This window comes from Leptolyngbya sp. UWPOB_LEPTO1 (assembly GCF_017302695.1).
GTDB lineage: Bacteria > Cyanobacteriota > Cyanobacteriia > Leptolyngbyales > Leptolyngbyaceae > Leptolyngbya > Leptolyngbya boryana.
On the sequence record NZ_JAFLCJ010000016.1, the window covers coordinates 67,549 to 94,534 of the forward strand.

Annotated in this window: 21 protein-coding genes; 11 read left to right on the forward strand and 10 right to left on the reverse strand. The window is 46.9% G+C overall.

Annotated features, from left to right (window positions below; all coding sequences use genetic code 11):
* The first annotated feature begins 380 nt into the window (after positions 1–380).
* Positions 381–968: a hypothetical protein gene (locus tag J0L70_RS22065; RefSeq protein WP_287455874.1), complete on the forward strand. Its 588-nt coding sequence runs from the start codon at positions 381–383 to the stop codon at positions 966–968.
* Positions 969–1,226: 258 nt separating this feature from the next.
* Here J0L70_RS22065 and J0L70_RS22070 read toward each other — a convergent pair whose 3' ends face one another.
* The 3 genes from J0L70_RS22070 to J0L70_RS22080 all read right to left on the reverse strand — a co-directional run bounded on the left by J0L70_RS22070 (position 1,227) and on the right by J0L70_RS22080 (position 7,085).
* Positions 1,227–3,782: a M1 family metallopeptidase gene (locus tag J0L70_RS22070; protein ID WP_287455875.1), complete on the reverse strand. Its 2,556-nt coding sequence runs from the start codon at positions 3,780–3,782 to the stop codon at positions 1,227–1,229.
* A 121-nt stretch (positions 3,783–3,903) separates the two neighbouring features.
* A complete protein-coding gene (locus tag J0L70_RS22075) occupies positions 3,904–4,542 on the reverse strand; it encodes a histidine phosphatase family protein (protein WP_287455876.1) in 639 nt (212 codons plus the stop codon).
* Positions 4,543–4,559: 17 nt separating this feature from the next.
* A complete protein-coding gene (locus J0L70_RS22080; protein ID WP_287455877.1) occupies positions 4,560–7,085 on the reverse strand; it encodes a glycogen/starch/alpha-glucan phosphorylase in 2,526 nt (841 codons plus the stop codon).
* A 207-nt stretch (positions 7,086–7,292) separates the two neighbouring features.
* Between J0L70_RS22080 and J0L70_RS22085 the strand changes: the two genes are divergently transcribed.
* The 4 genes from J0L70_RS22085 (at position 7,293) to J0L70_RS22100 (ending at position 12,109) form a co-directional block, all read left to right on the forward strand.
* A complete protein-coding gene (locus J0L70_RS22085; protein WP_287455878.1) occupies positions 7,293–8,927 on the forward strand; it encodes an alpha-D-glucose phosphate-specific phosphoglucomutase in 1,635 nt (544 codons plus the stop codon).
* Positions 8,928–9,008: 81 nt separating this feature from the next.
* Entirely contained in the window at positions 9,009–10,304 is a 1,296-nt protein-coding gene (locus tag J0L70_RS22090) for a hypothetical protein (protein ID WP_287455879.1), read from the forward strand.
* Positions 10,305–10,309: 5 nt separating this feature from the next.
* Positions 10,310–11,050, forward strand: a complete 741-nt coding sequence (locus J0L70_RS22095; protein ID WP_287455880.1) for a tetratricopeptide repeat protein — start codon at positions 10,310–10,312, stop codon at positions 11,048–11,050.
* A 198-nt stretch (positions 11,051–11,248) separates the two neighbouring features.
* On the forward strand, positions 11,249–12,109 hold the full coding sequence (locus J0L70_RS22100; RefSeq protein ID WP_268181988.1) for a WecB/TagA/CpsF family glycosyltransferase: 861 nt from the start codon (positions 11,249–11,251) through the stop codon (positions 12,107–12,109).
* Here J0L70_RS22100 and J0L70_RS22105 read toward each other — a convergent pair.
* Positions 12,101–12,850 (reverse strand): pentapeptide repeat-containing protein, encoded by a 750-nt coding sequence (locus tag J0L70_RS22105; RefSeq protein WP_287455916.1) that lies wholly within the window; start codon positions 12,848–12,850, stop codon positions 12,101–12,103. The genes J0L70_RS22100 and J0L70_RS22105 overlap by 9 nt on opposite strands.
* Before the next feature lie 15 nt (positions 12,851–12,865).
* Positions 12,866–13,504: a beta-carboxysome protein CcmP gene (gene ccmP, locus J0L70_RS22110; RefSeq protein ID WP_017289263.1), complete on the reverse strand. Its 639-nt coding sequence runs from the start codon at positions 13,502–13,504 to the stop codon at positions 12,866–12,868.
* A 179-nt stretch (positions 13,505–13,683) separates the two neighbouring features.
* Here ccmP and J0L70_RS22115 point away from each other — a divergent pair, with 179 nt between their 5' ends.
* From J0L70_RS22115 to J0L70_RS22140, 6 genes are read left to right on the forward strand one after another with little or no spacing between them, the layout of a single operon-like run.
* Positions 13,684–14,181 (forward strand): DUF2231 domain-containing protein, encoded by a 498-nt coding sequence (locus J0L70_RS22115; RefSeq protein ID WP_017289264.1) that lies wholly within the window; start codon positions 13,684–13,686, stop codon positions 14,179–14,181.
* A complete protein-coding gene (locus tag J0L70_RS22120; protein WP_017289265.1) occupies positions 14,181–14,783 on the forward strand; it encodes a DUF2231 domain-containing protein in 603 nt (200 codons plus the stop codon). Before J0L70_RS22115 ends, J0L70_RS22120 begins: the two co-directional genes overlap by 1 nt.
* 17 nt (positions 14,784–14,800) lie before the next feature.
* Complete coding sequence (locus tag J0L70_RS22125; RefSeq protein WP_268181986.1) at positions 14,801–15,784, forward strand: cytochrome c oxidase subunit II; 984 nt, start codon at positions 14,801–14,803, stop codon at positions 15,782–15,784.
* A gap of 16 nt (positions 15,785–15,800) precedes the next feature.
* A complete protein-coding gene (locus tag J0L70_RS22130) occupies positions 15,801–17,516 on the forward strand; it encodes a cytochrome c oxidase subunit I (protein WP_017289267.1) in 1,716 nt (571 codons plus the stop codon).
* Positions 17,517–17,520: 4 nt separating this feature from the next.
* On the forward strand, positions 17,521–18,126 hold the full coding sequence (locus J0L70_RS22135; RefSeq protein ID WP_287455881.1) for a cytochrome c oxidase subunit 3: 606 nt from the start codon (positions 17,521–17,523) through the stop codon (positions 18,124–18,126).
* Positions 18,127–18,138: 12 nt separating this feature from the next.
* On the forward strand, positions 18,139–19,647 hold the full coding sequence (locus J0L70_RS22140; RefSeq protein ID WP_190648171.1) for a GMC oxidoreductase: 1,509 nt from the start codon (positions 18,139–18,141) through the stop codon (positions 19,645–19,647).
* Positions 19,648–19,655: 8 nt separating this feature from the next.
* Here the strand turns inward: J0L70_RS22140 and J0L70_RS22145 are convergent, their stop codons facing one another.
* The 5 genes from J0L70_RS22145 to J0L70_RS22165 all read right to left on the reverse strand — a co-directional run bounded on the left by J0L70_RS22145 (position 19,656) and on the right by J0L70_RS22165 (position 26,648).
* On the reverse strand, positions 19,656–21,248 hold the full coding sequence (locus tag J0L70_RS22145) for a CocE/NonD family hydrolase (RefSeq protein ID WP_287455882.1): 1,593 nt from the start codon (positions 21,246–21,248) through the stop codon (positions 19,656–19,658).
* Positions 21,242–22,129: a cyanoexosortase C gene (gene crtC, locus J0L70_RS22150; RefSeq protein ID WP_287455883.1), complete on the reverse strand. Its 888-nt coding sequence runs from the start codon at positions 22,127–22,129 to the stop codon at positions 21,242–21,244. The genes J0L70_RS22145 and crtC overlap by 7 nt, the downstream gene beginning before the upstream one ends.
* Positions 22,130–22,131: 2 nt before the next feature.
* Entirely contained in the window at positions 22,132–22,740 is a 609-nt protein-coding gene (gene hpsJ-C, locus J0L70_RS22155; RefSeq protein ID WP_190648176.1) for an HpsJ-like protein, cyanoexosortase C-associated, read from the reverse strand.
* 141 nt (positions 22,741–22,881) lie between these two features.
* Complete coding sequence (locus J0L70_RS22160) at positions 22,882–23,436, reverse strand: hypothetical protein (protein WP_017289273.1); 555 nt, start codon at positions 23,434–23,436, stop codon at positions 22,882–22,884.
* A gap of 167 nt (positions 23,437–23,603) precedes the next feature.
* The gene (locus tag J0L70_RS22165) at positions 23,604–26,648 is read right to left on the reverse strand and encodes a plasmid replication protein, CyRepA1 family (RefSeq protein WP_287455884.1); all 3,045 of its coding nucleotides are present in this window, start codon (positions 26,646–26,648) and stop codon (positions 23,604–23,606) included.
* Positions 26,649–26,986: the final 338 nt, after the last annotated feature.

Sequence of the window (26,986 nt, forward strand, 5' to 3'; positions counted from 1 at the left end):
ACACAAAATTGCGCTGTCGGCTATCCCTCCTTGGGGTTAAGTTTCGGATGCTAGTTGATGGCATTCATTTTGCGGAGTGGGGAGGAGATGGGAGAATGTAAATTCATCGCTTATAGGTGAGTACAACGAGAACAAGTGATGAATGGGTTAAGGTTTCAACTTGCATGGGTTGCCACCTTCACTCAAACTTGGGAAGAGTCCGATATACATACCATTTTCCATGTGATACGCTAATGAATACAGCGTCGTAATAGGCATTGAATTTAAGCCTTGCAATCGTATTTTGGAAGCCTAGCTCCAGGGTCAGCATCAGCACAACCGAAGATAGTGTTAGCTTCGGATGGTCACAAGTACCTTGAATCGCTTGTAAGTAGCTGCTTATGAAAGTATTTCAATTCAGTCCACATGAGTTAGAAGCGTTGCCCAAGACAGAAGATAATCGGCTGCTCTTTCAAGGCAGAACGTTTGTTGAAGATTTCAATGTGTCTCAACGTGTCTATCAGCGTGTCATTGAGCAGTTGCGGCAGCAAGATGACGAGACAACCTTCTGCCTCGTGGTTGAGATGGAAACAGGCTATATGACCTGGCGAGAAGTGAAGCCCTCCCCTGCTGCTCCGATCGCAGCACATGTTACCGAAGTGATCGCGCTCAATCAGCCACTGCAAGACACGGTTAGCATACTGCCAGTGACCGAGACGAGTATTCTCGATCCCGATCAAGCGACACAAGTGGTGCAACCTGAGTTGGCAGAGTTGGAGCAGGCTGAGGCGATTCCGGTAGAGCCATCGACACTCGAGGTTCCGGAGTCACCCGCAGCCGACGTGCCTTCTCCGCAACAACCTCCGATACGCAAGTATCGAGGAGTCCCCTATGCTTCTCCGGCGATTGAAGTTCCGGATTCGCCTGCATCTGACGTGCCTTCTCCGCAACAACCTCCGATGCGCAAGTACCGGGGGGTGCCCTATTAAGCACTTCACATCTTTATATCGATTTTGAAGTTCCGGGTCAGTCTATGACGATCTAGAGAGTTGGGGCGTTAAACGTAGTCAACGTCAGTTCGGGTTAACGTTTGGGCGACTGGCGAATGGAATTCGCATCGGCACAAGAGCGAAATCCCTTATTCCGAATTCACGTTAGTCAAGTTCTAGCAAGTTAGGACTTTCTCGGGATTTAGAAATCAACTCGATCGAAATTAGAAAAGCCCGAGAAGGGCTTTTCTGATGTTGCTACTTTGCCTTGGCTTCTAGATTTTCTAGGCGACTCTTGAGATCCTGGTTTTCTTGCTTGAGTTGATCGAGTTCTTCTCGAAGCTGTTTGAGAGCTTTGTCAGAACCTGCATTTTTTTGCACCGTTTGAATGGATTCTTCGGCAATGCGGCGAACGCGACCATCAGGGGTTTGATCCGCAAGCGATTGCAGAACTGCGATCGCTTTTGTTGTTTCCATTTGTCCTAGGGCGACTGCAACCGCGACTTGAGTTAGGAAGAATGTCTCACGCGAGAGAACTTTCAGTCGATCGAGAATGCGCTCTAAGTTGAGCTTGTCTTGTCCGGTTGAGATTGCGCCAAGTGCTCGAATTGCAGCAAGACGCAGAGGTTGAGGTACGCCAGGTTGCGTGTAGTCCAGAATGAGATTCAGGGCAGATTCAGACGTTTTGAGTTGGCTCAGTGCTCCGATTGCGCCTGCTCGAACAATTTCATTCCAACCTTGACGCTGCTTGAGAACAGAGTCGATCAGGCTTAACGTGTCTGCTTCTGAAGATTCACTCAGCCCCGAAGCAGCTACTTTCCCGAAACTCCGAAGTGCGGCAGCTTCGGTGTAGTAACTCGCATCGCCTTTTTCAACGATCGCAGCAAGTGCTTTGTAGCTTTCAGGCGTTGCAATTTGAGCGAGGCTTGTGACGATCGATTTTCTCACTCGTGCTTCAGGATCGCTCAATCCAGCAAGCACAGCTTCAACGGCTTGATCGAGTTTGATCGTGGCTAGGCTTTCTGCGACTTCAGCACGAACTCCCCAGAATGGATCGTTTTGCAAAGCCTCAGAAAGTGCTTTGACTGCTTCGAGTCCGCCTTTTTTCGCGATCGCTTGTGCTGCATAAATTCTGGAAACAGGATCAGGGTCATGCTGCAATTGCGCTTTGAGTTCTGGTAGCGGATACTCTAAAGCTACTGTTTTAAGGTGATAGTTATCGACATCAAAGCTAATGAAATCCGGTTTGCGATCGCAGGGGAAGTAAAAGCTTTGCTCTTTTTCATGCACTCGAACTTTCAAGAGTTTCGAGTCACCGTCGATGTAGCGTAGCGCGATCGGGATTCTCAGATCAAATAAGTCGGGTTGAGTCTGAGTCACCGTAATCTTTGCGAGGTTACTATCTGCGTCATAGCTGTAGCTGAGTTTGAAATCGGGATGTCCACCGCGATAGACATATTGATCAAACAAGAAGGTAAGATTGCGCCCGGTTGTTTTCTCGATCGCTCTGAGTAAATCGATCGTTTCTACGGTGCGGTGAGCATTGTCTTTGAGGAAAGTTGCGATCGCGCTGTAAAACAGTTCATCACCAAGTTCTGCTCGAATCATGTGATAGACACACGATCCTTTTTCATAGATGTGTCGATCGTAAAGCTCGATCGCTTCTCGATACACATGAGTTATCAGCGATCGCCGATAGCGCGAGGAGTCTTCATCTAAATACTGTCTCGCTTGACCCAGTAAGTAATACAGGGCTTCTTCTCGCCCATATTCTTCCTCGAACCACATGACTTCTGCGTAAGAAGCCATGCCTTCTTTGATCCACGCATGTGACCAGTGCTTGATCACGATCAAATCGCCAAACCACTGATGCGCAAGTTCGTGAGCAACTAAAGATTCGGTACTGCGATTGTCGATCGCGGCACGTTCGTCGAGTAAACAGCGATCGGTGAGTAATGTTGTCGAGGTATTCTCCATCCCTCCAAAAATGAAGTCATCGACGCAGACTTGAGCATATTTGGGGAAAGCATAAGAGTAGCCATACTTTTGACTATAAAACTCAATCATGCGAGGCGTTTTACTCATGCTCAGACGAGCTTGATCTTCTCGTCCTTTCTCGACATAGTAAGTGACAGGTTTGCCGTTCCATTCATCGCGTAGTTCGGCAAAATCTCCGATCGCTAACGTCATCAGATACGTCGGATGAATTTCTCGCTGATACCAATGGAAGATTTGGGTGTCACCTTTGTCTTCAGTCGCAATCAGATCACCGTTTGAAACAGCGATAAAAGGTTTTGGAATCTCGACGCGAATTTCAGAAGTAGCAAGCTGTCCAGGATAGTCAAAGCAGGGAAACCAAAACCGCGAATCTTCATCTTCGCCTTGCGTCCAAACTTGAGTCGGCTTATTCGGATAATGTTCGTCTGGAGCAATGAAGTAGATACCGCGTTGAGGTTTCTCGACGTGGTAGGCAATGACTAACTCGATTCTTTCTGCAATTTTAGTCGGCTGTTTTAGCTGAATGTTTAATAGCTCTCCGTCATAGTCAAACGGCTGTGAAACGTTGTCGATCGTAATCTTTTCAATATTGAGATTGACTGCATCTAACGTTAATCGATCGATCTGGCTGCGAACTGGGTTCAACCGAATCTTGCAAGTGCCTCGATAGCTTTGATTCGGGATGTCGAAAATCAAATCGAGCGCAATATGCTCAACTTGTCCAGGGCGATCGGGATTGTAGTGCGGACGTGCGCCGGGTAGCTCGAAGGATTTGTATCCATTATTGTCTGTATCGTGCATGAGTTCGTGCAGCATAATGTGGGTTCTGAAGCCTACGATTTTCAAGTTTAGCCACAGTTTGGCATTGCGAACCCTTGGACATGATGAAACTTTTGAATGAAAGGAAATGAGCAAGCATCGTTTTATGCTTGCTTATTTATGTTCCTGGGCGCGATCGTAAACTTTCACTCATAAAAGAGCGATCGCCCAGTCGTTTCAATTGCGGCCCATATTTGCCGAATTCCACCACACTGACAGAAGCCGCAGGCATGTCGATGCGATCGCGATATCGCCCTAAATCAATGCCGAGCAAGCCACACAGCACAATCCGCAACGTGGATTTATGTGAGACAACTAAGACATTGCCTGATTTATGAGTTGCGGTAATTTCAGAAATGACGAGTTCTGATCGGCTATCAATCTGGACTGCTGTTTCTCCGCCAGGGGGAGGATTCCAGGCGGGTTCTGTCATCCAGTCTATATAGTTCTCTGAATCATTTTTCCGAACCTCGTCTTGAGTTTTGCCTTCCCATTCACCAAATTGAAGTTCTTTTAATCCGTCTCGTAATTGCATTTCTAGTCCAACTGCGTCACAGAGCGGCTTTGCAGTTGCGATCGTGCGTTTCATCGGGCTGACATAGGCGGCTGTCCAATCGAGATGAGAATAGGCTGCGGCAAAGGCTTCTGCCATTTCGAGTCCTTCAGGAGTGAGGTCGGGATCGAGCGAACCGCAGAATCCGCCAGTGCGACTATAGATCGTTTCGCCGTGGCGGATGAAGTAGAGCGTTAATGCCATGATTCAGAGAATAACTTTTACATCAAAGTATCAGGACAATGAATCGAACAGGGTTCATTCGGAGGACAGATCTTCAGTGGGTCGATCTTCCAGACTTCTTTCACATATTCGCGAATCGAGCGATCGCTGGAAAATTTCCCCATCCGCGCTGTATTTAAAATGGACATGCGCGTCCAGTGGTCTTGATCGCGATAAGCCTCGCCCACTTGCGTTTGAACGTCAATATAAGATTGATAATCCGCAAAGAGCAGATAGGGATCTTGATACATCAATGAACCGACCAACGGTTTGAAAAGTGCTGCATCACCTTTGGAGAAAAAGCCAGAATTAATGCGATCGATAGCAGCCTTCAATTCTGAATTGGCGATGTAGTACTGCATCGGATCGTAGCCTTTCGCTTTGATTTGGGAAACTTCTGAAGCCGTTAGCCCAAACAAAAAGAAATTCTCGGCTCCGACTTCCTCACGAATTTCAATGTTCGCGCCGTCGAGAGTTCCGATCGTTAAGGCTCCATTCATCGAGAATTTCATGTTGCCTGTGCCAGAAGCTTCTTTTCCAGCAGTTGAAATCTGCTCAGACAAATCAGCAGCCGGATAAACGCGCTGTGCAAATTTGACATTGTAATCTTTGAGAAAAACGACCTTAATGCGATCGCGAACATCCGGATCAGAATTCACGACATCTGCAACCGAATTAATCAATTTAATGATCAATTTTGCCATCTGATAGCCGGGTGCAGCTTTCCCACCAAAAATAAAGGTTCGAGGCGTAATATCGAGATCAGGATTCGCTTTGAGGCGATTGTAAAGCGTGATAATGTGCAAGATATTCAAGTGCTGACGCTTGTATTCATGAAATCGTTTGGCTTGAATGTCAAAAATTGAATCAACATTCACTTCGATGCCATTTTGCTCTTGAATATAGTTTGCGAGATCTTGTTTAATCGATTGCTTGATTTGCCGCCATTCATTTCTAAATTCTGAATCTTCTACAAAGGATTCGAGTTTGCGGAGTTCTTGTAGATTTCTAATCCAGTGCTCGCCGATTTTACTAGTAATCAGTTTTGTTAATCTCGGATTACTCAGCACCATAAATCGGCGCGGTGTTACCCCGTTGGTTTTATTGTTGAAGCGCTCTGGATACATCTCAGCAAAATCGTGCAAGACATCTTGCTTGAGCAACTGAGTATGCAGTTCAGCAACTCCATTGATCGAATAACTGCCCAACGTTGCTAAATGCGCCATTCTCACATAGCGATCGCCACTTTCATCAATGATCGACATGCGCCGAATGCGCTCGTCATCTTTCGGATATCTCAATCGCACTTCATTGAGAAATCGCCCGTTAATCTCATAAATAATTTCCAAATGCCGAGGCAGTAACGACCCAAACAATCCAACTGCCCAACGCTCCAACGCTTCGGGTAACAGCGTGTGATTCGTATACGCCATTGTACTTTGCGTAATGTGCCACGCTTGATCCCACTCGATACCATGTTCATCGAGCAGCAACCGCATTAATTCTGCAACTGCGATCGCGGGATGCGTATCATTCAGTTGCACCGTAAATTTCTCGTGGAACGTTGTGATCGGTAATCCTCGGCGATCGCAATGCGTCCGAATCATATCTTGCAGCGAACAAGACACAAAGAAATACTGCTGCTCTAAGCGCAACTGCTTACCCTGGATCTGCTCATCATTCGGATAAAGAACCTTCGAGAGATTTTCAGAAAAGACTTTGTTACCAACTGCCCCATAGTAATCACCTGCATTAAAGGCTCTGAAATCAAATGACTCGACTGCTTGGGCTGACCAAAGCCGCAAGGTATTCGTACTACTCGTTTCATAGCCTAGAATCGGCGTATCGTAAGGCACACCCTGCACCATACGATCGGGAATCCATTTCACCCGACTCCGCCCTTTTTCATCGGTGTAACGCTCGGTTCGTCCCCCAAATTTGACCTCGAATGCCCATTCTGGACGAGCAATTTCCCAGGGATTGCCATTTTTTAGCCATTTATCTGTAATTTCGACTTGCCATCCGTCGTGAATATCTTGATCAAAAATGCCAAATTCATAGCGAATGCCATACCCAACCGACGGAATATCCAACGTCGCCATCGAATCGAGATAGCACGCTGCGAGCCGTCCTAAACCGCCATTGCCGAGTCCCGGTTCTTCTTCTTGTTCGAGCAATGCCTCAAAATTCAATCCGAGTTCTTGAACCGCTTGCCGCATGCGATCGTAGATTCCCAGATTAATCAAGTTGTTGCCTAAATGCGGTCCCATGAGAAACTCAGCCGAGAGATAGCACACTTCGCGAGGCTGAACTTTTGTATAAGTTTGAGAACTAATTAGCCAACGGTGAATTAAGCGATCGCGCACCGTATATGCCAGTGCCATGTAGTAATCATTCAGTGTGGCAATCTCTGGAAACTTGCCTTGAATATAGAAGAGGTTATCTAAAATCGCACGTTTTAGGGTTTCAATCTCTAAGCCAGTCCGATCGTCTTCAATTCTGATTTGAATATCTTCAGTTTGCATAACATGACCGCAGAACGGATGTGCTGATAAGGTAGCAAGAAAAATCACCTCAGATTAATAAATAATTGTGAAAAATGCGGAGCGTCGATCGCTGAAATTTCGCTCATCATCCGGCTGAAGAGAGTGGCTACCTCCGGATAGTTTTGTGTTGGTGCAGAATTGATGCACAATCAGACATGCCAGCGAAAAAAGGAAGGAAGTTCTGGAATGACCTGTAAAACCGTAGCAACGCAACCGTTTTCCGATCAAAAGCCTGGAACATCAGGTTTACGGAAACTCGTTTCAGTCTTTCAACAGCCCCACTATTTAGAGAATTTTGTCCAAGCGATTTTCGATAGCATTGGTGATTTCAAAGGACAGACTTTAGTTGTCGGCGGTGATGGTCGATTTTACAATCGTCAGGCGACGCAAATTATTTTGAAAATGGCGGCGGCGAATGGGTTTGGTCGGGTGAAAGTTGGTCAAGGCGGCATTCTTTCAACGCCTGCGACCTCGGCTGTGATTCGCAAATACAACGCGTTTGGTGGCATTATTTTATCCGCCAGCCACAATCCGGGTGGTCCTGATGGCGATTTTGGCATCAAATACAACATCGACAATGGCGGCCCTGCACCGGAAAAAGTCACGGACGCAATTTACGATCGCAGTAAGACGATCACCGAATACAAAATTGTCGATGCTCCGGATATCAATCTCGATATTCTCGGCACTTCAACGCTTGAAGGAATGACCGTTGAAGTGATTGACTCGGTGATTGATTACGCTGCATTGATGGAATCACTATTTGATTTCGATCGCATTCGTCAATTGTTCACAACGGGCAAGTTCCGTATGTGCATGGATTCACTTCATGCCGTGACCGGATCGTATGCTCACGCGATTTTTGAACAACGCTTAGGCGCACCGAAAGGAACGGTTCAAAATGGCGTTCCGCTGGAAGATTTTGGCGGTGGACACCCTGATCCAAATTTGGTCTATGCACATGATTTAGTCGAAGTCATGTTTGGTGAGAACGCACCGGATTTTGGAGCCGCATCGGATGGCGATGGCGATCGTAATATGATTCTCGGTCGCAATTTCTTTGTGACTCCCAGTGATAGCTTGGCTGTCCTTGCTGCGAATGCAACGTTAGTTCCCGGATATCGCAACGGACTGGCAGGAATTGCGCGATCGATGCCGACTTCTCAAGCTCCCGATCGCGTTGCTGCGAAGCTTGGAATTGATTGCTATGAAACTCCGACGGGTTGGAAGTTCTTCGGCAATCTGCTCGATGCGGGCAAGGCAACCCTGTGCGGTGAAGAGAGCTTTGGAACCGGATCAAATCATATTCGCGAGAAAGATGGGCTGTGGGCGGTCTTGTTCTGGTTAAACATTCTGGCAGTGACCGGAAAATCAGTTGAAGAACTGATGAAAGAGCATTGGCAGACTTACGGACGAAATTACTATTCGCGGCATGATTATGAAGCGATCGATAGCGATCGAGCAAACACACTGATCACTCAACTGCGCGACAAATTGCCGACGCTCAAAGGTCAGAAATTTGGCAATTACGAAGTCGAATACAGTGACGACTTTAGCTATACCGACCCGATCGATGGCAGTGTCAGCCAGAAACAAGGCGTGCGGATTGGCTTTACAGATGGTTCGCGGATTGTGTTCAGACTATCGGGCACGGGAACACAAGGTGCAACTTTGCGACTGTATGTGGAACGGTATGAGGCTGATCCGACGAAACACAGTGATGATCCTCAAGTTGCATTGGGTGAATTAATTGCGATCGCGGATACAATTGCTCAGATTAAATCGTTAACGGGCATGGACAAACCGACCGTGATTACCTGATAGGTGCGTCAAATCCATTGCCCAGATTGCTCAAATTGCCCACCGGACTCTATTCGGTGGGTGTATTCTACAAACTGGTCTATGAATCCTCGCAATTCGCTTTTCATCGCTGCTTTTGCCCTCTTCCTTGGCAATGCTCTCCCCGCTCAAAGCCAAACGGTTCCCCTCGCGACTGCCGAAGCCCGAATCCGGCAGCGCCAAGACCAACTCAATTTGATTTCGCCTGCTGCCTACGATCTCACTCGCAATCCCATTAACGCGCAGACCGAAAGACGCTGGCGGCAACTGCTTTGGGCAACGGCGGTGATCGAACCTCAAGATGCGTATGTGCAAGACTCGATCGCTCAAATTCTCACCCTTACCTCGCAAAAACTCAATCCTCCCCAAACTCGCATCGTCGAAATGGCGCTCCAGGTTGGAACTCAACTCTACTCAACCAATCCCACTTCGACTTTAAGAGAACGATTCACTCAAACGATCGCTCAAAGTTCAAATCCCAGATGGGTCGCACTTTCTCTCTCTGCATTAGTCAAAGGCGGTGCAACGATTCAAGAGCAGCAACAATGGATCAATCAAATTGCCCAACGCTTTCCCCGCTGGTCTGAGAATGTCAGTCTCTACACAACCTTTCAGGATTTAGCAGCACCGAATCGAACACCTCCCGTTAGAGATTTACTGAACTGGTCGATCGCACCAAATCAGCAGCAGCTTTATGTCTTTTGTAGTCGCGATCGCGCTCAACTCTGTTCAGCGTTTCTCAAAGACAGACGCGGGCAATTTGTCCGAGAAAATGGGCGATTGTGGTCGATTCCTTTGTTAACGCGATCGCTGCATAATCTTTCTTGGAACTTTTCACGCGGGTATACTCCACAAGGAATTTATCGTATTGAGGGAACCATTCCCCAACCTGATACTGACTTCTTTCGCGCTTATGGTTTTTTTCCGTTGGTGAAACTATTCGCACCGTTTGAACCAGGAGTCAGAGAATTTATTCCCGGACGCAAAGGAACCTTGGCTGGAAAACTTCCAGGCTACAACGCACTCCTTCCTCCGAGTTGGCGCAACTATTTTCCGATTCAAGGAAGCTACTGGGCTGGACTGGCGGGACGTAGTGAATTTAGAATTCATGGCAGCGGTGAAGATCCAGGATTCTTTACCAACAATCAGCGCTACCCTGACAGCGCAGGCTGGAATCCTGCGATCGGGTGTCTTTCTGCACTTGAACTCTACGACGAGCAAGGACGACTCAAAACCAGCGATGTCCCACGGTTACTGAATTTATTAGGAGCAAAACCAACCGGGTACTTAATCGTGGCAGAATTGCCCACAGACAGTCGGTCAATTCCTGCTCAAATCGAAGCCGCGATCGCGCGTTAAACTCTATGCGTATTTTCTTACTCAGTCTGATTGCCGTAGTTCTCACTGCGCCCGCTACCTGGGCACAGTCTGCGGCAGATTATCGACAGCGAGGTATTCAGTACCGGACTCAAGAACAATTTCCGCAAGCGATCGAGTCTTTTCAAAAAGCAGTCGAACTCGATCAAAAAAATCTCGCGGGTCGAATTGGACTCGGTTGGACATTGCATCTCGCCAATCGGCGCACAGAAGCGATCGACATGCTGCAAAGTGCGATTCTCTACAATCCATTCAACATTGAAACCTTTAATGCGCTCGGCATTGCTTACTTGGTGAATGGCGATTTGACTCAAGCTGTGGCAGCCCATACTTGGGCAACCATGCTCGATCCGAACAACGAAATTCCGTTCTACAATCTCAGCCTGTCTTACGAACGGCTTGCAATGTACGACTGGGCGATCGAATCTGCAAAGCGCGCCGCCGAATTAGAGCCGGATAATCCGCATCCCTGGGTTGCTTTAGCGATTGCATATCAAGGTCAAGGCGATCGCGTTTCCGCCAAGCAAATTTATCTGCAAGCAATGAATATGGATGCTCGGTATCGCGATCGTGCTTTCCTAAAATTCCTTGCCGAAGCTGGATTCAGTGCAGAACAGATCGCCACTGCTCAAGCATTGCTGAACGAAGTAGACGGGAAATCCGCGTTTTCAGAAGACGCAAATGAGAAGATGTCGCGTCAAGCAAGCGGCTCGTTTAAACAGGTCTAGGTGGAATCTGTCACAGGAAGGGCTAAGCCTCGATTATGGGGAAATGTATACCCGTTTGCCAAACCGGAACGGAAACCGTGCCCGTCTGTAGTTCATTTGTGTAGCTTGTATGATTTCTATCTAAAAATCTGATGTAGTGTCCTCAGCTACAAAAGCAGACGCGAATAATTAAATTAGCAAGTCGTTCGTCTGTTTTATATGACTCAAACCAATCCGAAAGGTGTGAGTCGCGATGAAGTTCAGAAACTTTATCGTGATTTTCGTAAGTCGGTACTGATTTCTACTGCCCAGCAAATCACCCGCGAAAATCGCGCTCAGATTCGGCAGAAAGTTGAGATTTTAGACGTAGAAATCGACAATATCTCAAAAGCTGAATTGTTGAATCGATTAACGAGAGGCGTGATCTTCACGCCGAACGTCGATCATTTGATGAAACTGCAAACAGATCCAGAATTTAAACAAGCCTATGAGGTTGCAGATTACAAAATCTGTGACAGTCAAATTGTCTTATACGCTTCAAAATTCTTAGGTTCACCTTTGCAGGCAAAGATTTCTGGTTCTGAACTGTTCCCGACTTTCTGTGAACACCATAAAGACAACCCGAACATCACCATTTTTCTGCTTGGGGGTGCCGAGGGTGTCGCGAAACAAGCTCAAGTCAGAATCAATGCAAAGATTGGACGAGACATTATTGTGGCGGCACATTCGCCTTCTTTTGGGTTTGAGAAAGATGAAGTGGAATGTCAAGCGATCGTGGAGTTGATCAATCGTTCTGCTGCGACTGTGCTTGTGATTGGAGTCGGTGCACCGAAACAAGAGATTTGGATCGCGAAATATAAGGATCAACTGCCGAACATTGATATTTTTATGGCGGTTGGGGCTTCCATTGATTTTGAGGCAGGCGTTAAACCCAGAGCGCCGGAATGGGTCAGCGATCGCGGTTTAGAGTGGTTTTACCGCTTAATGTCTGAGCCGAAGCGGCTTTGGAAACGGTATCTTGTCGATGATTTGCCTTTCTTTTGGCTGTTGTTGCAACAAAAATTGAAGCGGTTAAGGTAAAATCGCGCCCGTTAGAATTGCGCCCCGAAGATTTGTATGCGTCAAATTCGCCCCTGCAAAGTTCGCCTTACTCAGATTCGCCCAAGACAAATCTGCCCCCGATAAGTCTGCATCCGTGAAATCCGCCCCAAATAGATAGGCTCCAATCAGATGCGATCGCACTAATTTTGCCTGCCGAAAATTCGCTCGATACAAATGCGTTCCGCTCAACTCCGCCTCAAACAAATTTGCCCCTGCAAAATTCACATCGGCTAAATTTGCGCCCAGTAAAATGGCATTGCTCAGATCGGCTCGACACAATTCGGCTTGCATCAGATCCGCCTGCTTCAATCTCGCGCCTCTTAATTCAGTGCCAATCAAATTTGCACGGATTAAATCGCTATCACTCAAATTCGCGCCCTTCAGATCAGAGCCAATTAAATTTGCCTCAGTCAAATCCGCTGCCCGAAAATCGACTTCAACCAAATTCGCATCAATAAATTCAGCCTGTCGCAGTTTTGCACCGATCAATTTCGCTTGATGCAAATGGGCTTTATTGAACTTCGATCCACTCAGATCCGACTGATTGAGAATTGCCTCAGTCAAATTGGCGCGACAGAAATCGACTCCACGCAGATCTGCGCTTTGCAAATCTAGTCCTGATAACGCTGCATCACTTAAATCCGGCTGTAGCGTTGGATAACGCGATCGCCAATTTGACCACGCGATCGCGCCTCTCTGCAATGTCATCACCTGCGTCATCACCGCCACGATCGCTTACTCCTTACGATCGTCGTAATATTCGCGACCGGGCAGATTTTCCATCGTCTCAATCACCGCTTTCGAGGCTGCGATAATATCGCGTTCTTCACCGCCCAGATATAGCCGTCCAAAACTTCCCACGGCTGAGATCTGCAAAATATTAATCAGTGCCGCTTTTTCTGCCTCATTTGCCGCCAGCGACGCATACGCCGCAGGTTCAACTTCAAACACATACAAGGTTTGCCCTGCCAGAATCATATTGCCGCGCCGAGTCCGGTTAATCAACTGCGTATGATGCGCGTCAATATTGCGAATAATCTGACTCGAGATCACGCGGGGTTTCAGGCAATCCTGCTTACGCACATCTAATGCCGCTAAAATGGCTCGTCCTGCTGCATTGACTTCGCCTTGATTGCTGGCATGAATTTCCATTAATCCATACAATCGCTCTACGACTTGCACCCCAGGACGGACAACAGCCGCTTTCAGCGCGACATCCATAATCCGGTTAATCTCGATCCCCGGCGAAATTTCAATCCAAAGCGATGCATCACCCGGCAAAGGTAAGAAGCCCAAAGACTCCGTTCCCAAATACGCGGCATGTTGCGGCTGTAAGCGATCGATATAAACGTAGCTACGAAGATCAATTCCCAAGGTGAACGAATGTAAAGTCCTCTATTAGTATAAAGCGTGATGAATCCCCGATCTCAATTCAGCGTGATTATGTCTTTAGGACTACTCCTTTCGACAGAGACGTGCCCATTGCGGGTCACGCTATCTTTCTAGGTGTATTTCTCCGATGACGATTCTGTTCATTATTAGCTAGAAAATCTGTGTTTCAATATCTTCCGCCTCTTAACGAACACAATTTACCTTATCCAGATACCATTCACCCGATTGTGATTCATTTTGTTCTTGCAATGATCTTCTTCGCATTCTTCTGCGACATTGTGGGATATTTTACAAAAAATACACGATTGTATGAGGTCTCCTGGTGGAATCTCGCTTTTGCAACTGTTTCTATTTTTATTGCAATTATTTTCGGTCAAATTGAAGCGGGTCTCGCAGAACCCTATCAAGCCGCCGCAGATACACTCAATTTACATACCTTGTTGGGATGGTCGCTCGCGGGAATTTTAGCGGGAGTCACAGGATGGCGGTATGTGATTCGATTGCGTGAAAAAGAGCAATTGCCAACGGCTTATATGGTCGTGAGCGTCCTCACGCTTTTAATCGTTTGCATTCAGACTTATTTAGGTACAGCGCTTGTCTGGATCTATGGATTGCACAGCATTCCGGTCGTCGATGCAATTCGAGAAGGAGGATTGTAATGAATCCAGACTTAATTGAGCAATTCGGTCGCCTCGGTGCAAATGGATTGCCCTATGTTGTGCCGATTCATCCCCTGTTTGTGCATCTGACTTTGGGATTGTTTATTGCCGCGATCGCATTTGATATTGTTGGCGCATTTTATCCAGTTGAGAAGTCCATCTTCAAATTCTTAGCGATTCCTGCCACTCGCTCTGGGCTGTTTGATGTCGGCTGGTACAACATGCTTGCAGCCGCTGTGGTGACGTTTTTTACGGTTGTAGCGGGCTACTTTGAAATTTCATTGGCTGTTCCTTTGGCGGATGTCAAAAGCGCTTGGGGGTTGCAGGCTTTAAAAACAATGGTGCTCCACGGTGTGGGAGGCATTTTGATCTTGACGCTCATTGTCGGGATGACGGTTTGGAGAGGATACCAACGATTTCTCTGGCGTAAAGATATGGCGCGGCAGGTGCAGTGGAGCTATCTAATTGCAGGGCTTGGTATCTTTCTGCTGATGTTTTTGCAAGGCACACTCGGTGCGCATTTAGGCGGAGAGTTTGGCATTCATGTCACGGCTGATCAACTACTCCATCTAGGCGAAAATCCGAATCAAGTTTTGCAATAGTACTTAGGAAACTGACGATGAAACTTCGCGCAATCCTTATCCTGACGATTTATGCTGTGGCGATCGCATTCATAAGTTTGTGGGCCGCAAAACAGTCTTACTCTTGGTTTCCGCCAGAAGCGGCGGCTGAATCGAAGCTCTTTGATGATTTATTTAGCTTGTTTACTGGCTTAGGCACGTTTATTTATCTCGGTGTGATGGGACCTTTTGTCTATTCTTTGATCTTTCATCGAGCGGCAAAATATGATCTCAGCGATGCACCTCCGATCGAAGGCAATACTTGGCTAGAAATCATCTGGACAGCCGTGCCGTTGGTCTTAGTGCTGAGCCTTGCCTTTGCGAGCTATCAAACGTATGAAAAGATGGCAGTTCGAGGCCCGATGGAACTCGTGCATCTGCACATGCCGAAGGTTGTAGAAGCTGCATATGCCGAGCCATTTGATGATACGCCTCAAAAAGAGATCCAGAATGCTCTGCAAACGGCTCCGGTCGAGCATATTGATGTGACAGCGAAGCAATGGGCTTGGATCTTTCGATATCCAGAGCAGAATGTGACGAGTACTGAATTGCATTTGCCGATCGATCGACGAGTGAAATTCACGCTGCATTCTGACGACGTACTGCATGGCTTCTACATTCCTGCCTTTCGGCTTAAGCAAGATGTCGTTCCAAATCATGACATTGACTTTGAATTGACTCCAGTACGAGCTGGACAATATCGCTTACGCGATTCGATGTTAAGTGGAACTTACTTTGCTGCGAATCAGGCTGATGTGGTTGTTCAGTCTCAAGCGGATTATGAGCAATGGCTAGCTGATGCCGCAACTCGCACTCCCGCTCCTGCGTTTAATCCAGCCGCAGATGAATATGCGCGCGCACAAGCCCAAGGACGGAAAACCAAAGACAAAACTGCTGTTCGGGGTTGGGCAACGTTACCGCCTGCACCGCCACCGATTGTGAACTATTCACCCCAGCATGAACCGACTAGCCCAGCGACTTGATGAGGATTATTGAATTATGGCAAATATCTCGATCGACACTCCCCAAGTCGTCCGTGGACAACCTTATCCAGGCGCACCGGATAACTGGAAGCGATTTTTTACGTTTAGTACCGATCACAAAGTGATTGGGATTCAGTACATTGCGACTTCATTCTTCTTTTTCTTAGTCGGTGGGCTGTTCGCAATGGTGATGCGGGGTGAATTGATTACCCCAGAAGCAGATTTAGTCGATCGTACAGTCTACAATGCACTGTTCACGATGCATGGTTCGGTCATGCTGTTTTTGTGGACATTTCCAGTGCTCGTCGGGTTAGGAAATTATCTCGTGCCTCTGATGATTGGCGCGCGAGATATGGCATTCCCGCGATTGAATGCAGTTTCATTTTGGATGATCCCGATCGTAGGGGTGCTGATGATGGTCAGCTTTCTCATTCCGGGAGGACCGTCTCAGTCCGGTTGGTGGGCATATCCGCCCGTCAGCTTGCAAAATCCAACCGGAAATCTGATTAACGGGCAATTTCTTTGGCTTTTGGCGGTTGCGATTTCTGGGGTTTCCTCGATTATGGGAGCCGTGAACTTCGTGACGACGATTTTCAGAATGCGTGCTCCCGGAATGACTTGGTTTAAAACCCCTGCATTTGTGTGGGCGGTTTTAGCTGCGCAATTGATTCAGCTTTATGGACTCCCGGCACTGACAGGCGGCGCAATTATGTTGCTGCTGGATCTAACGGTAGGGACGAGCTTTTTTGCTCCTGAACGTGGTGGCAATCCGATTTTGTACCAGCATTTCTTCTGGTTCTATTCTCATCCTGCGGTGTATGTGATGGTACTTCCTGTGTTTGGGATCTTCTCAGAAGTGCTGCCGGTTCACGCGCGTAAGCCATTGTTTGGCTATCGCGTGATTGCTGCATCCTCGGTTTTGATCACCGTTATCAGCGCATTCGTCTGGGTGCATCATATGTTTGCGAGTGCGACTCCAGGCTGGATGCGCATGTTTTTCATGGTGACCACGATGCTGGTTGCTGTGCCCTCTGGCATTAAAGTGTTTGGCTGGGTTGCCACTATTTGGGGAGGTAAAATCCGCTTTACGACACCGATGCTATTCGCTCTAGGCGGAATTAGTAACTGGGTGTTTGCCGGAATTACGGGCATTTTCTTAGGTTCAGTGCCTTTAGATATTCACCTCAACAATACTTACTTTGTGGTGGGCCACTTCCATTATGTGTTGTATGGGGCGATTGGCATGGGCATCTATGCTGGGTTTTATCACTGGTTCCCGAAGATGACGGGGCGAATGTACTACGAAGGCTTAGGCAAACTACATTTTGTTCTGACCTATCTCGGAATTGCGCTGACGTTTATTCCAATGCATCCGCTTGGATTTATGGGAATGCCGCGTCGAGTGGCTTCCTATGATCTAGAGTTTGCTTACTGGAATGTGATTGCAAGCTTGGGCAGCTTTTTACTCGGTGTGTCTGTTGTGCCGTTTATTCTCAATATGGTCAGTGGGTGGATTCGGGGTGAAAAAGCGGGGGACAATCCTTGGAGAGCTTACGGGTTAGAGTGGTTGACGACTTCGCCTCCAGCAGTTGAGAACTTTGAAGAAACCCCGATCGTGATTGCAGGACCTTATGGCTATGGTAGGACTGAACCTTTAGTCGCCAACAATCCAAATCCAGATTCAATCAATCCGATGCCGGGTTTGGTTGAATCTTCTACAGAACAGGAGTAAGGCTATGACAGAAAGAGCCATTGCCCAAGATGTTGAAGCTCAAGTGCGATCGCATCAAGAACACGATGAAGCGGGAAATAGTAAATTCGGCTTTATTGTGTTCTTACTGTCGGAAAGCGTAATTTTTCTTAGCTTTTTTGCGGGCTACATTATTTACAAAACCCAGACTTTAGATTGGTATCCGCCGGGAGTCACAGGGTTAGAGGTAGATGCTCCTCGAATTAACACGATCGTGCTGGTGTCGAGTAGCTTTGTCATCTATGTGGCTGAGCGATACTTGCATGATAAAAAACTGTGGGGCTTTCGCCTATTTTTGATCGCAACGATGGCAATGGGCGGCTACTTTCTGTATGGACAAGCTGTGGAATGGAGTAGCTTATCGTTTGGGCTGACCGATGGTTTGTTTGGCGGCACGTTTTACTTGCTGACTGGATTTCACGGACTTCATGTGTTGACCGGGCTGTTGTTACAGACGCTCATGCTCGGTCGATCGTTTATTCCCGGTAACTATGACAATGGCTCGTTTGGAGTCGAAGCAACCTCGCTGTTTTGGCACTTTGTCGATGTCATTTGGATTGTGCTGTTCATTCTGATCTACGTTTGGCAATAAGAGGGAATTTCCATGATTATTGATGATCAGCTTTATGATGTGATTATTATCGGCACAGGTGCAGGTGGCGGAACCTTAGTGCGGAAGCTCGCTCCCACGGGACTGAAGATTCTTGTTCTCGATCGAGGAGACTTTCAAGAGAAAGAAAGTTCAGAGTTAGTCGATCTTGAAGTCTTCAAACGCGAGCAATATCATGCGCCTGAATCCTGGACAGATGAAGCAGGAGAACCGTTTTATCCGCAAACCAATTACGGAGTTGGGGGAAATACGAAGACTTGGTACGGTGTGTTGATGCGAATGCGCGATCGCGATTTTGAAGCAGTTCAGCACCAAAATGGCATTTCTCCTGAGTGGGAACTCAAAGCTGCTGACTTTGAACCTTACTACACCGAAGCAGAAAAGCTTTATCAGGTGCATGGTAAAACAGGCGACGACCCAACAGAACCGTCTCATCGCGAAGACTATCCATTTCCAGAAATTGCCCACGAGCCTTTTCCGATTCAAAGCATTTCCGAAACGCTTGCTGAGCAAAACTTGCATCCTTTTTATTTACCGCTCGGATTGGGCGATCAAGGTAGAACTGATTCCGAAGATAGTGGAGTCACTCCTGCTCTGAAATACGAAAATGTGACGCTGAAGACTTCGGCGCAAGTGCTTTGGCTGCATACCAATCCATCGGGAAGCGAAATTAAAGGGGTGCAGGCGAAAGTTGGGGATCAGTACTATCTGTTTCTCAGCCACATTGTTGTTGTCGCTTGTGGTGCAATTAACTCTGCTGCATTACTTTTAAAGTCTGCAAACGAGAAGCATCCGAATGGCATTGCAAATGGCTCCGGCATGGTCGGACGTAATTTGATGAAGCAGCAATTATCCGTTGTTGTGCAATTAATGGCTTCACAGAACTCTGGGCTATTTCCAAGAACGCTTGGGGTGAATGATTTTTACTGGGGCGACAAAGATTTCGCGTATCCGATGGGGCATATCCAAAACTCAGGCGGCATTCTGCGAGATGTTCTCTTTTCTGAGGCACCGCCGATTTTGTCTGCGATTAAAAGTCTGTTACCTAATTTTGGATTGCGACAGTTAGCAACCCGTTCGATCGGGTGGTGGTTGCAAACCGAAGACTTACCTGATCCAGACAATCGGGTGCGATTTGTCGGAGATAAACTGCGTGTCGAGTACAAGGTGAATAACTTTGAAGCGCACGATCGCTTAGTTTATCGCTGGATCGATGTCTTGAAAAACGTGGAAGCAGCACGACCTTCAATCTTTAGCCGTAATGCTCATCCCCGCAGTGATATGCCCATTTCTGTTGTGGCTCATCAGGCGGGAACCTGTCGGTTTGGGTCTGATCCAACTCAGTCTGTGTTGGATTTGAATTGCCGCGCTCATGAGGTTAATAATCTGTACGTAGTCGATAGTAGTTTCTTCCCGTCTAGCTCCAGCGTTAGCCCAGGTCTTACTGTCATTGCAAATGCGTTGCGAGTAGGAGATCATTTGATTCAGCGATTCAAAGGATGAGACTCAATTTATTCAGGCAGAATCGGCAAACGGATCTGAGAAGATTCTCCTGAATAAAGCTCGATCGTGATGATCTGAAACTCGATCGCTCTTGCATCTTTCGGCTTTTTCCCAATTCCAGCATTGACAGCATAAGCTGGAAAACAAGCCCCACTTAGACTCAACCGAATGGCACTACCTTGACGAATCCGAATACAAGTCGGTTGCAGTACGATTCGATAAGCAGTTCGCTCAGAATGTTCACTGCGTAAATATCCCTGGGAAAAGTTCATCACACTGCCATTCGACTGTACCTCTGATAGCACTGCACACAGATCAAAGCTCTCTGCATCTGAACTAGCATCAAGCTCAATGACAACCTCTCCAGCGATGTGCAAATCCGTTTCCAGTGGATCAGTCGTGTAAGTTAAAACATCGCTCCGCGCATCGATCGCGCTACGCTCAAACGATCCACAAGGATAAGCAACATGCCCTCCCAAAGCTGGAACAGGTCGCCAGGGATCATGCACAATCACATCGATCGCTGAATTTAATTGTTGCGTCGTTAACTTGCCTTCTCGATCGTCCATGCCTGCTAGACCGCTACTATTGAGAAAAAGCAATTTTTCTGAACATTTTGGAAATTCAGAGAACGATCGCCATTGATTGCTTCCCATCTCAAACAATTGCACTGCTGGATCAGTTAGCTCTGCTCCTTTGAGAAAGTGATCAAACCAGCGAATCTGAGCGCGATCGCAAAAACTGATCGCATCGGCTCCATAATCGATCGCGCCAACTTTCCGCCCCCAAGGCAAATGTGCCCAAACACCAACAATTAAATGCTGTAGATGCTTTTTAGAGCTAGCTTGATACGATCGCAATGTGCCCCGCATATAAGTATCAAACCAGCCTCCAATATGCAACATGGGTAGCTCGATCAAACTGACATCGGGGGTCAATTTCTGCCAGTACGCCTCTTCTGAATTGAGCCAATCTTGATAGTAAGCATCATACTGTGCATATTTCTGCATCACATCTGGATAAGCTGGAATGCGATCGCTCAAAGGCATGTTTTTTGCTGCTTGAGATAGTTCTAGAAAAGCAACCTCATCGCCTTTCAATCGAGCCGTTTCTGCTGCCAATTGAATCGCCCATCCCAGATTCGCGAATAAACAAAATGCCCCATTCTCATACGCCCAGTCGTGCTGTAAATTAGGCGCTAACATTGCCGGACAAATGGTTTTTAGGGGTTCTGGACGATTCAAGGCAGCATACAACTGAGTCATGCCTTGATAAGAAAATCCATACATCCCAACCTTGCCATTACTCCGAGGCAAATTCGCTGCCCAATTGACTGTATCAAATCCATCTTCGATCTCATGCTCAAATAGCTTAAATTCTCCCTCTGAAGTTCCGCCTCCTCGTACATCCTGAATTACCACAATGTAACCCTGAGCCGCATACCAACTGGGATGAGCATACACAACTGTTGAAGCGATTGCGCGTCCATAGGGTTGTCGCATTAATAGAACCGGAAACTCTCCCTCTGCATCGGGATAGTACACATCCGCATCTAAGCGCACGCGATCGCGCGTATACATTGAAACAGTCTGTTTCAGCATGATTGGGATTTTTGAGCATTCAACAGTGGTTGAGTTGCATAGTAATAGATCGTGAACAAAATTCCTGAAAAAATTTGTCCCCCCACCGTACCATGCCAAAACTCAAACGCATCTTTGCCCCAATACACCGCAGCTAAAACCATGACAGCAATTCTGCACACATTCAGCACGACTGCTAAAGTAATGCCGATCACAATCAACGCAGTCATTTGCCGCGATCGCACTCGAAATGCAATGCCGAGAATGATTGCTGTTAGCAGCATCACAAATGCCATCTCAAACCCATCACAACCTTGGGCAACCTCAACCACCCCTGCAGGCAAGACCACATATTGTTCTTCGACTGACACAGGCTGTCCGATCGCTTTGAGTAGTCCACCTCCCCCCCAAGCCATCCATTTCGATAGGGCTTCGGGAGAAAAAGCGAAATGCCAAAGATGCCGCGCGATTCGGATTAGATTCGGGTGCAAGCTTGCGATTAAGAGCGCGATCGCTAACCACTGCTTTCGGAGAAATTGCCAGCCCTGATAGCTCAAAACTCCACCGATTAAGATGATCATGCAGCTTAGAGATTGTGGAGTCAGAGCGGGATAGTACAGATAGAAAATCCCTAATGCCCCCAAGATTAAGCTACTTCCAAGCCAACGATCTTCAGGTGGAATGTCCAGCACAGGGGAGCGCGATCGCCTGAGTTGCTGAACTGCAAGACCAATGAGTAAAACATTGAGAATTAAGTGTGGCATTCCGCTCAACACGACTGTGGCACACCCATAAATCCAGGTTGGAAAATACACTCCCAACCCAAAAGTTGCACCAGCGAGCAGAATCCAGTTATGAATCGATCGCAGACTCGATTTGAAGAGAGAGAATTCTCGGCGCATTCTCAGCTTCTAAAGAGGTACAACCCATATCGTCCGAGAACGAGGAGTGCCGTCCCAATCACAGCTAAATTACCGATACTGAGAATCCCGCTTTTCAGAATGCTATTATTTGCAGTTTGTTTCACAGATTCTGCTTGAGCACTGATACGCTGGGCAGCTTGCTCTAGTTGTCCAGGAGTCACTTTCGCTGCTGCTTCTGGATTGGCTTGAATGGATTGAATTCTAGAATTGAGTTGTGAAACTTGGGCACTGATTCGCTCATTCGCTTGTCGCTGTAGCGCTAGACTATCTTGGGCAACGACAGCACAAGACAGCAAAAAGAGAATGCCGATCGTAAAACAGAATAATGCGAGCGATCGCAACCTTTTCCGCTGCTCAGCACCATACATGAGCAATGCGACTCCGAACAAAATCACAATACTGCGATCGCCAATTTGCTGAAGCGTTCCTAATCGCCACTGCGATAACCCAAAATTTGGCGGCAGGACAATGACGAAAAAATCGACTGCAAATGCGATGAGACAAGCAAGACCAACAATCCGACAAAGTTTTTTAGCACGAGGTGAATCAATCAACGAGGAACCCACGATTTTCTTGGAAGTAAGAGCCATAAAGAGGACTGCGACGCGAAAGAACAAGTGGTAGCCTGCGCCGAATTCCCTGATCGGTTAAGTACCCGCAATTCTAACAAGGGGGTTTTAGCGCCTTGTGGAAATTACTCAAACTTTATTAAGACTCGATATTGAATTCATCTAGTTTTTATAGACTGCTTCACTAATTTTGCTGTGGGCTTCACGGATTTTTGTAATTGCGCGTTGGGTCGTGGCATTCCAATCGACTTGTTCTGGATAAGGTGCAAATACAGCTTGTCCGGTTACAGGATTGTAGATGCGACAGAATAGAACTTGTTCTGTATCTCCAGCTTCAACCGCGATCGTAATCGGTTGCCGAAAGGCTTCGACCGGAAGTTTGGACAGCATAAACACTAGGCCACGGGCGAACAGAGTGTCATACCCAGATTGGATGACATAAGCGCGATCGGCACGCATGTGCAAATTCACTTTATAGTCAGGTTTGCCGCGAAATTCTTTCTCTTCGACTTCAAGTTTTTCGATGATTCCGGTAAGGGCGTGATGTTCGATCGGTTCGTGTTCAGATTTTGCACCGTTCCAGAAGTACCACAGACAATCACTGTATTGGCGATTCGCGTAGATATAGCGCGGCTTTGGAGGATGACTAAAGCCTAAATTTTGTTTGGAGGAGCGCAGTTCGTCAAGAATCGCTTGCAGAAGTTGATTGCTGTCCATAGAAGACGAGAATAAGTTAATACACACATACTATACTCTGGAACAGAAGGATGATGAGAAAAATTCAAATTTCTTCGCCAAGGACAGTTGGTTTACGCTTGGTTCGTTAAGTTGAGAATGATGGGGAGCAAGAGTCATTTCTAATTTTCTCCCTATCTCCCTATCTTCTAGGCTGACTGCCCAATCCAATCCTCGACCTCTGAGAAGTCATTACATCCGGTGATTTCCATCAACGTTTGTAGCATTGCGATGTCTCGTTTTTCCCACTCTGCCAGGATCGAATCTCGATCGTCTTGGGGTGGAAAATACTTGTAAATTCGTAACCCGCCTCGTCGTCCATCGGGTGCAACGGCTCGACCTGTACAAGTCAGCTTTACTCCGATTTTGCCAAGCAAGGTTTGAACAATTGCAATCGGCGCAAGTTTCTCGGTGACGGTGAACTTAAACAATGCCTTCATGTCTTCACGGCACTCTAGTGCAGTCTTCGCCACAAATTGCACTAAGTCATCTGTTGCGAGAATCTTCTCTTCGGGCTTGAGAAATTCGAGAATTTTCAGCGATCGTAGTGCTTCAACTTGCGCGGTTAAAAGTTTGACATCCTGAATCGAAATCTTTCCGTAACCGCGTTCGAGATGATCTTCAAGTTCCTGCATATCGTGTAAACGCACATATTCAGGATTGTGAGTGAGGTAGTAATACAACCGCAATTGGGTATACCATCCATCATCATCTTTGAGTTTGATTTCAGGAGTGATCGTTTCAACGTTGTACTTGCGTTGTAGTTCGTGTTTGCGTCTACTATGGCGTTTCTGAACGGTTTGATTTGCCTGCTCTTTGAGTTCGTAGTATTCTTCTGCGGTAATTTCGGGAGAATCAGAAACAGCGATCGCTTCTGCGGTTTGATTGCGTGTGCGAATTGCGGACATGACTTGAGCAATGCGATCACACTCTTGGGCATCATGTCGAATTGGGAGATATTCAAACCCTGGAACTTTTAAGGTTCCAGCGAGTAATTCACCTGACATTTGATCGTTATACTGTCCGAAGATTTTCTCCAAATCATCTGTGACGGTTGTGACTTGATGACCTTCCAGCAGTAAACCGTTGCGAAACTCTCGACGATAGCGCCACAGAGACGCATTGACTCGTGCTGCCATCTTTGCCCAAGTCCGAAGTGCGATCGGATCACTTTGCTCATCGAGATCGAAATCAATATCTTTGAGCAATGCAATGTTGTACTGAACTGATTTGGTCAAAGATTGTGCAACATCTCGATAGTTACAGCTACCATTGCCAATTTTTCCCGGTCCAAAATGAGCTGCCCAAATATAACGAGGAACAGATTCACGAATTCTTGCTAAAGCCTGACGCGACTCAGAATCAGGTGTAACCCCTTGGAAAATACCAAACACCGCTTTGAAATGATTGCGAATGTCGATCGATACGCCAGTTCCGATCGTTGGAGTTGCTAAAACAACATCGTAATCACCGACGACATCGTTAATCCGCTCAGCAATGTGATAAGCAGCATGATCTGGATCAGAAACGGTTTCGCTATCGATTCGGAGAACTCGCTTTTGGGGAAATTGTAAGCGCAAATAGGTTTCTAAGTTTCTAGAACTCCAGCGCCCGCGAACTTTTTGAGAATCGAGACAGACAAACACAGCTCCTTCTTCTTGCAGAACAGTGCCTAAGCGATCGAGCAGTGGTGCAGGATTTTTTGTATCGTAGAGTGAAACATTCCAAGCAAGTTCAGGCTTCCACTCATTCACAACGACCCAAGGCTGAATCGCACTTTCAGCTAAGCCTCGCAGGTAATCGATACTCACGTCAGATAAATCTGCATCTTGAGCAATTAACAATCCACCCGTTTCGAGCACAACTGCAACGAGTTCGCGCAGTGTTTCTAAAATTCTGACGCGCTGTTGATAGCAAGTTGCACTATTCAAAGCGTGCCAAAGCACTTGCTCGACTTCATCGAGAATGACGATCGCGCCTTCCCAATCCGCCGGATTAAACCGCGCTCTCGAATTTGGATGCAATGAATCAACACACAAACCATAGCTATGTTGATTTTCAGATTTCAAAGCATCATCAATCCAATCGATGCCAATACTTTGACAAATTGCTTTGCCGAGTTGAATTCGGTGAGTAATGACTAAAACTTTTCGTCCAACTGATTTTTTAATTAACGCTTGTAGAGCCGTGGTTTTGCCCGTTCCTTTAGCACTTTTAATACAAGCTAAACCTGACTCTGGGTAAGGCAAATCACCCAAAAACGGCTGATTTAATTTTAGCGAAGCAGAATAAGTTAATGACCATAGTTTGGATGCTTGCCAGAATTCAAGCTCGATCGCTGATTCATATAAGTTTGTAAATGCATCAGCACCACGAGCGACAACGAAATCATCAACGCCTTTTTCAGCGCCTGGCAGTGTAATAACTTTAACTTGACAGCCAGCATTGGTTAAAAGTTGTCCTAGTCGAGAAGTTGCAAGAAAAATATTTTGTAATGTTTTGGGTTTCGTTTCGTAGTCAAAACAGATGTGAACAGACCGCTCTTTGCTAGCAAAGTATGCGAGTTCTGCAATGAGCTGCCGAGTTTCCCGGCGATAGCCACTAAAAATTCCAGGTAATGCGATCGCGGGATAACCTAGTGTCAACACACATCCTGCTTTCTTCTCACCTTCTGTGAGCACGATCGGTAAATTATTTTGCCAAACCCATTCCCAGAAATTCGTCGAATCTGCGATCGGCACATTAAACCGCTGTGAAATGTTCTGCCAAATCTGTGGCGGAACATCGAGCAGAACTAATCGGCTAGAGCCTTTGCCCAAACTTGGACTGAGATATTTTGCAGGTTTGCCCTTTTTCTGGTCGAGAACTGGTGTATCCGCGTCTGGCTTAAACCGTCCCCAATCCATTCGCTGCCAATGATTGAGCGGATCAACTCCACTCACCCACCAGCCGCGCATCGAAGCGCGTGTCTGTTTACCAAACCGAGTCACCCGCCAATTCAGCAATTCCGCGATCGGGTATTCTGCTTCACGAGTAAAGGGATTGCATTCGGTATCTTCGAGCGATCGCACATTGCGGCGAATAATTTCTCGATCGACTCCGCTTGCTAACCATTCCTGTTCATGATCCGGATGAAGGTCGCCAGCCAACTGTGCCGCTGCTCCTGAAGGAGCAACTCTGAGGTAAGTCACCATCAGTTTTGCTCCTGAGTTGCGAACGGGTTCAAACAAAATGCACGGAAAAGTAGCGCAGAACGACTGCACATGATACGATGTTCAGACATAGAAATCAGCCCAATCTTTTTTGGGCAAACAAGGTTATCAACCCCTTAAGCTGACTGTGGTAGGAAGGCTTTGGGGGTTTTGCTTTTGTGTTTTTTTAGAGAATCAAAGCTTGGCGGAGTGGTGGTAGACACTCGAATCGCACAATCTTTTTTCTTAACTCCAGACAAACAAGGTCGGTCAGTTGGATGGTGGTAGACATCGCTGACGTGAGGAAGAGATTAACACCGATTTTTGATCCGCTCAAGAGG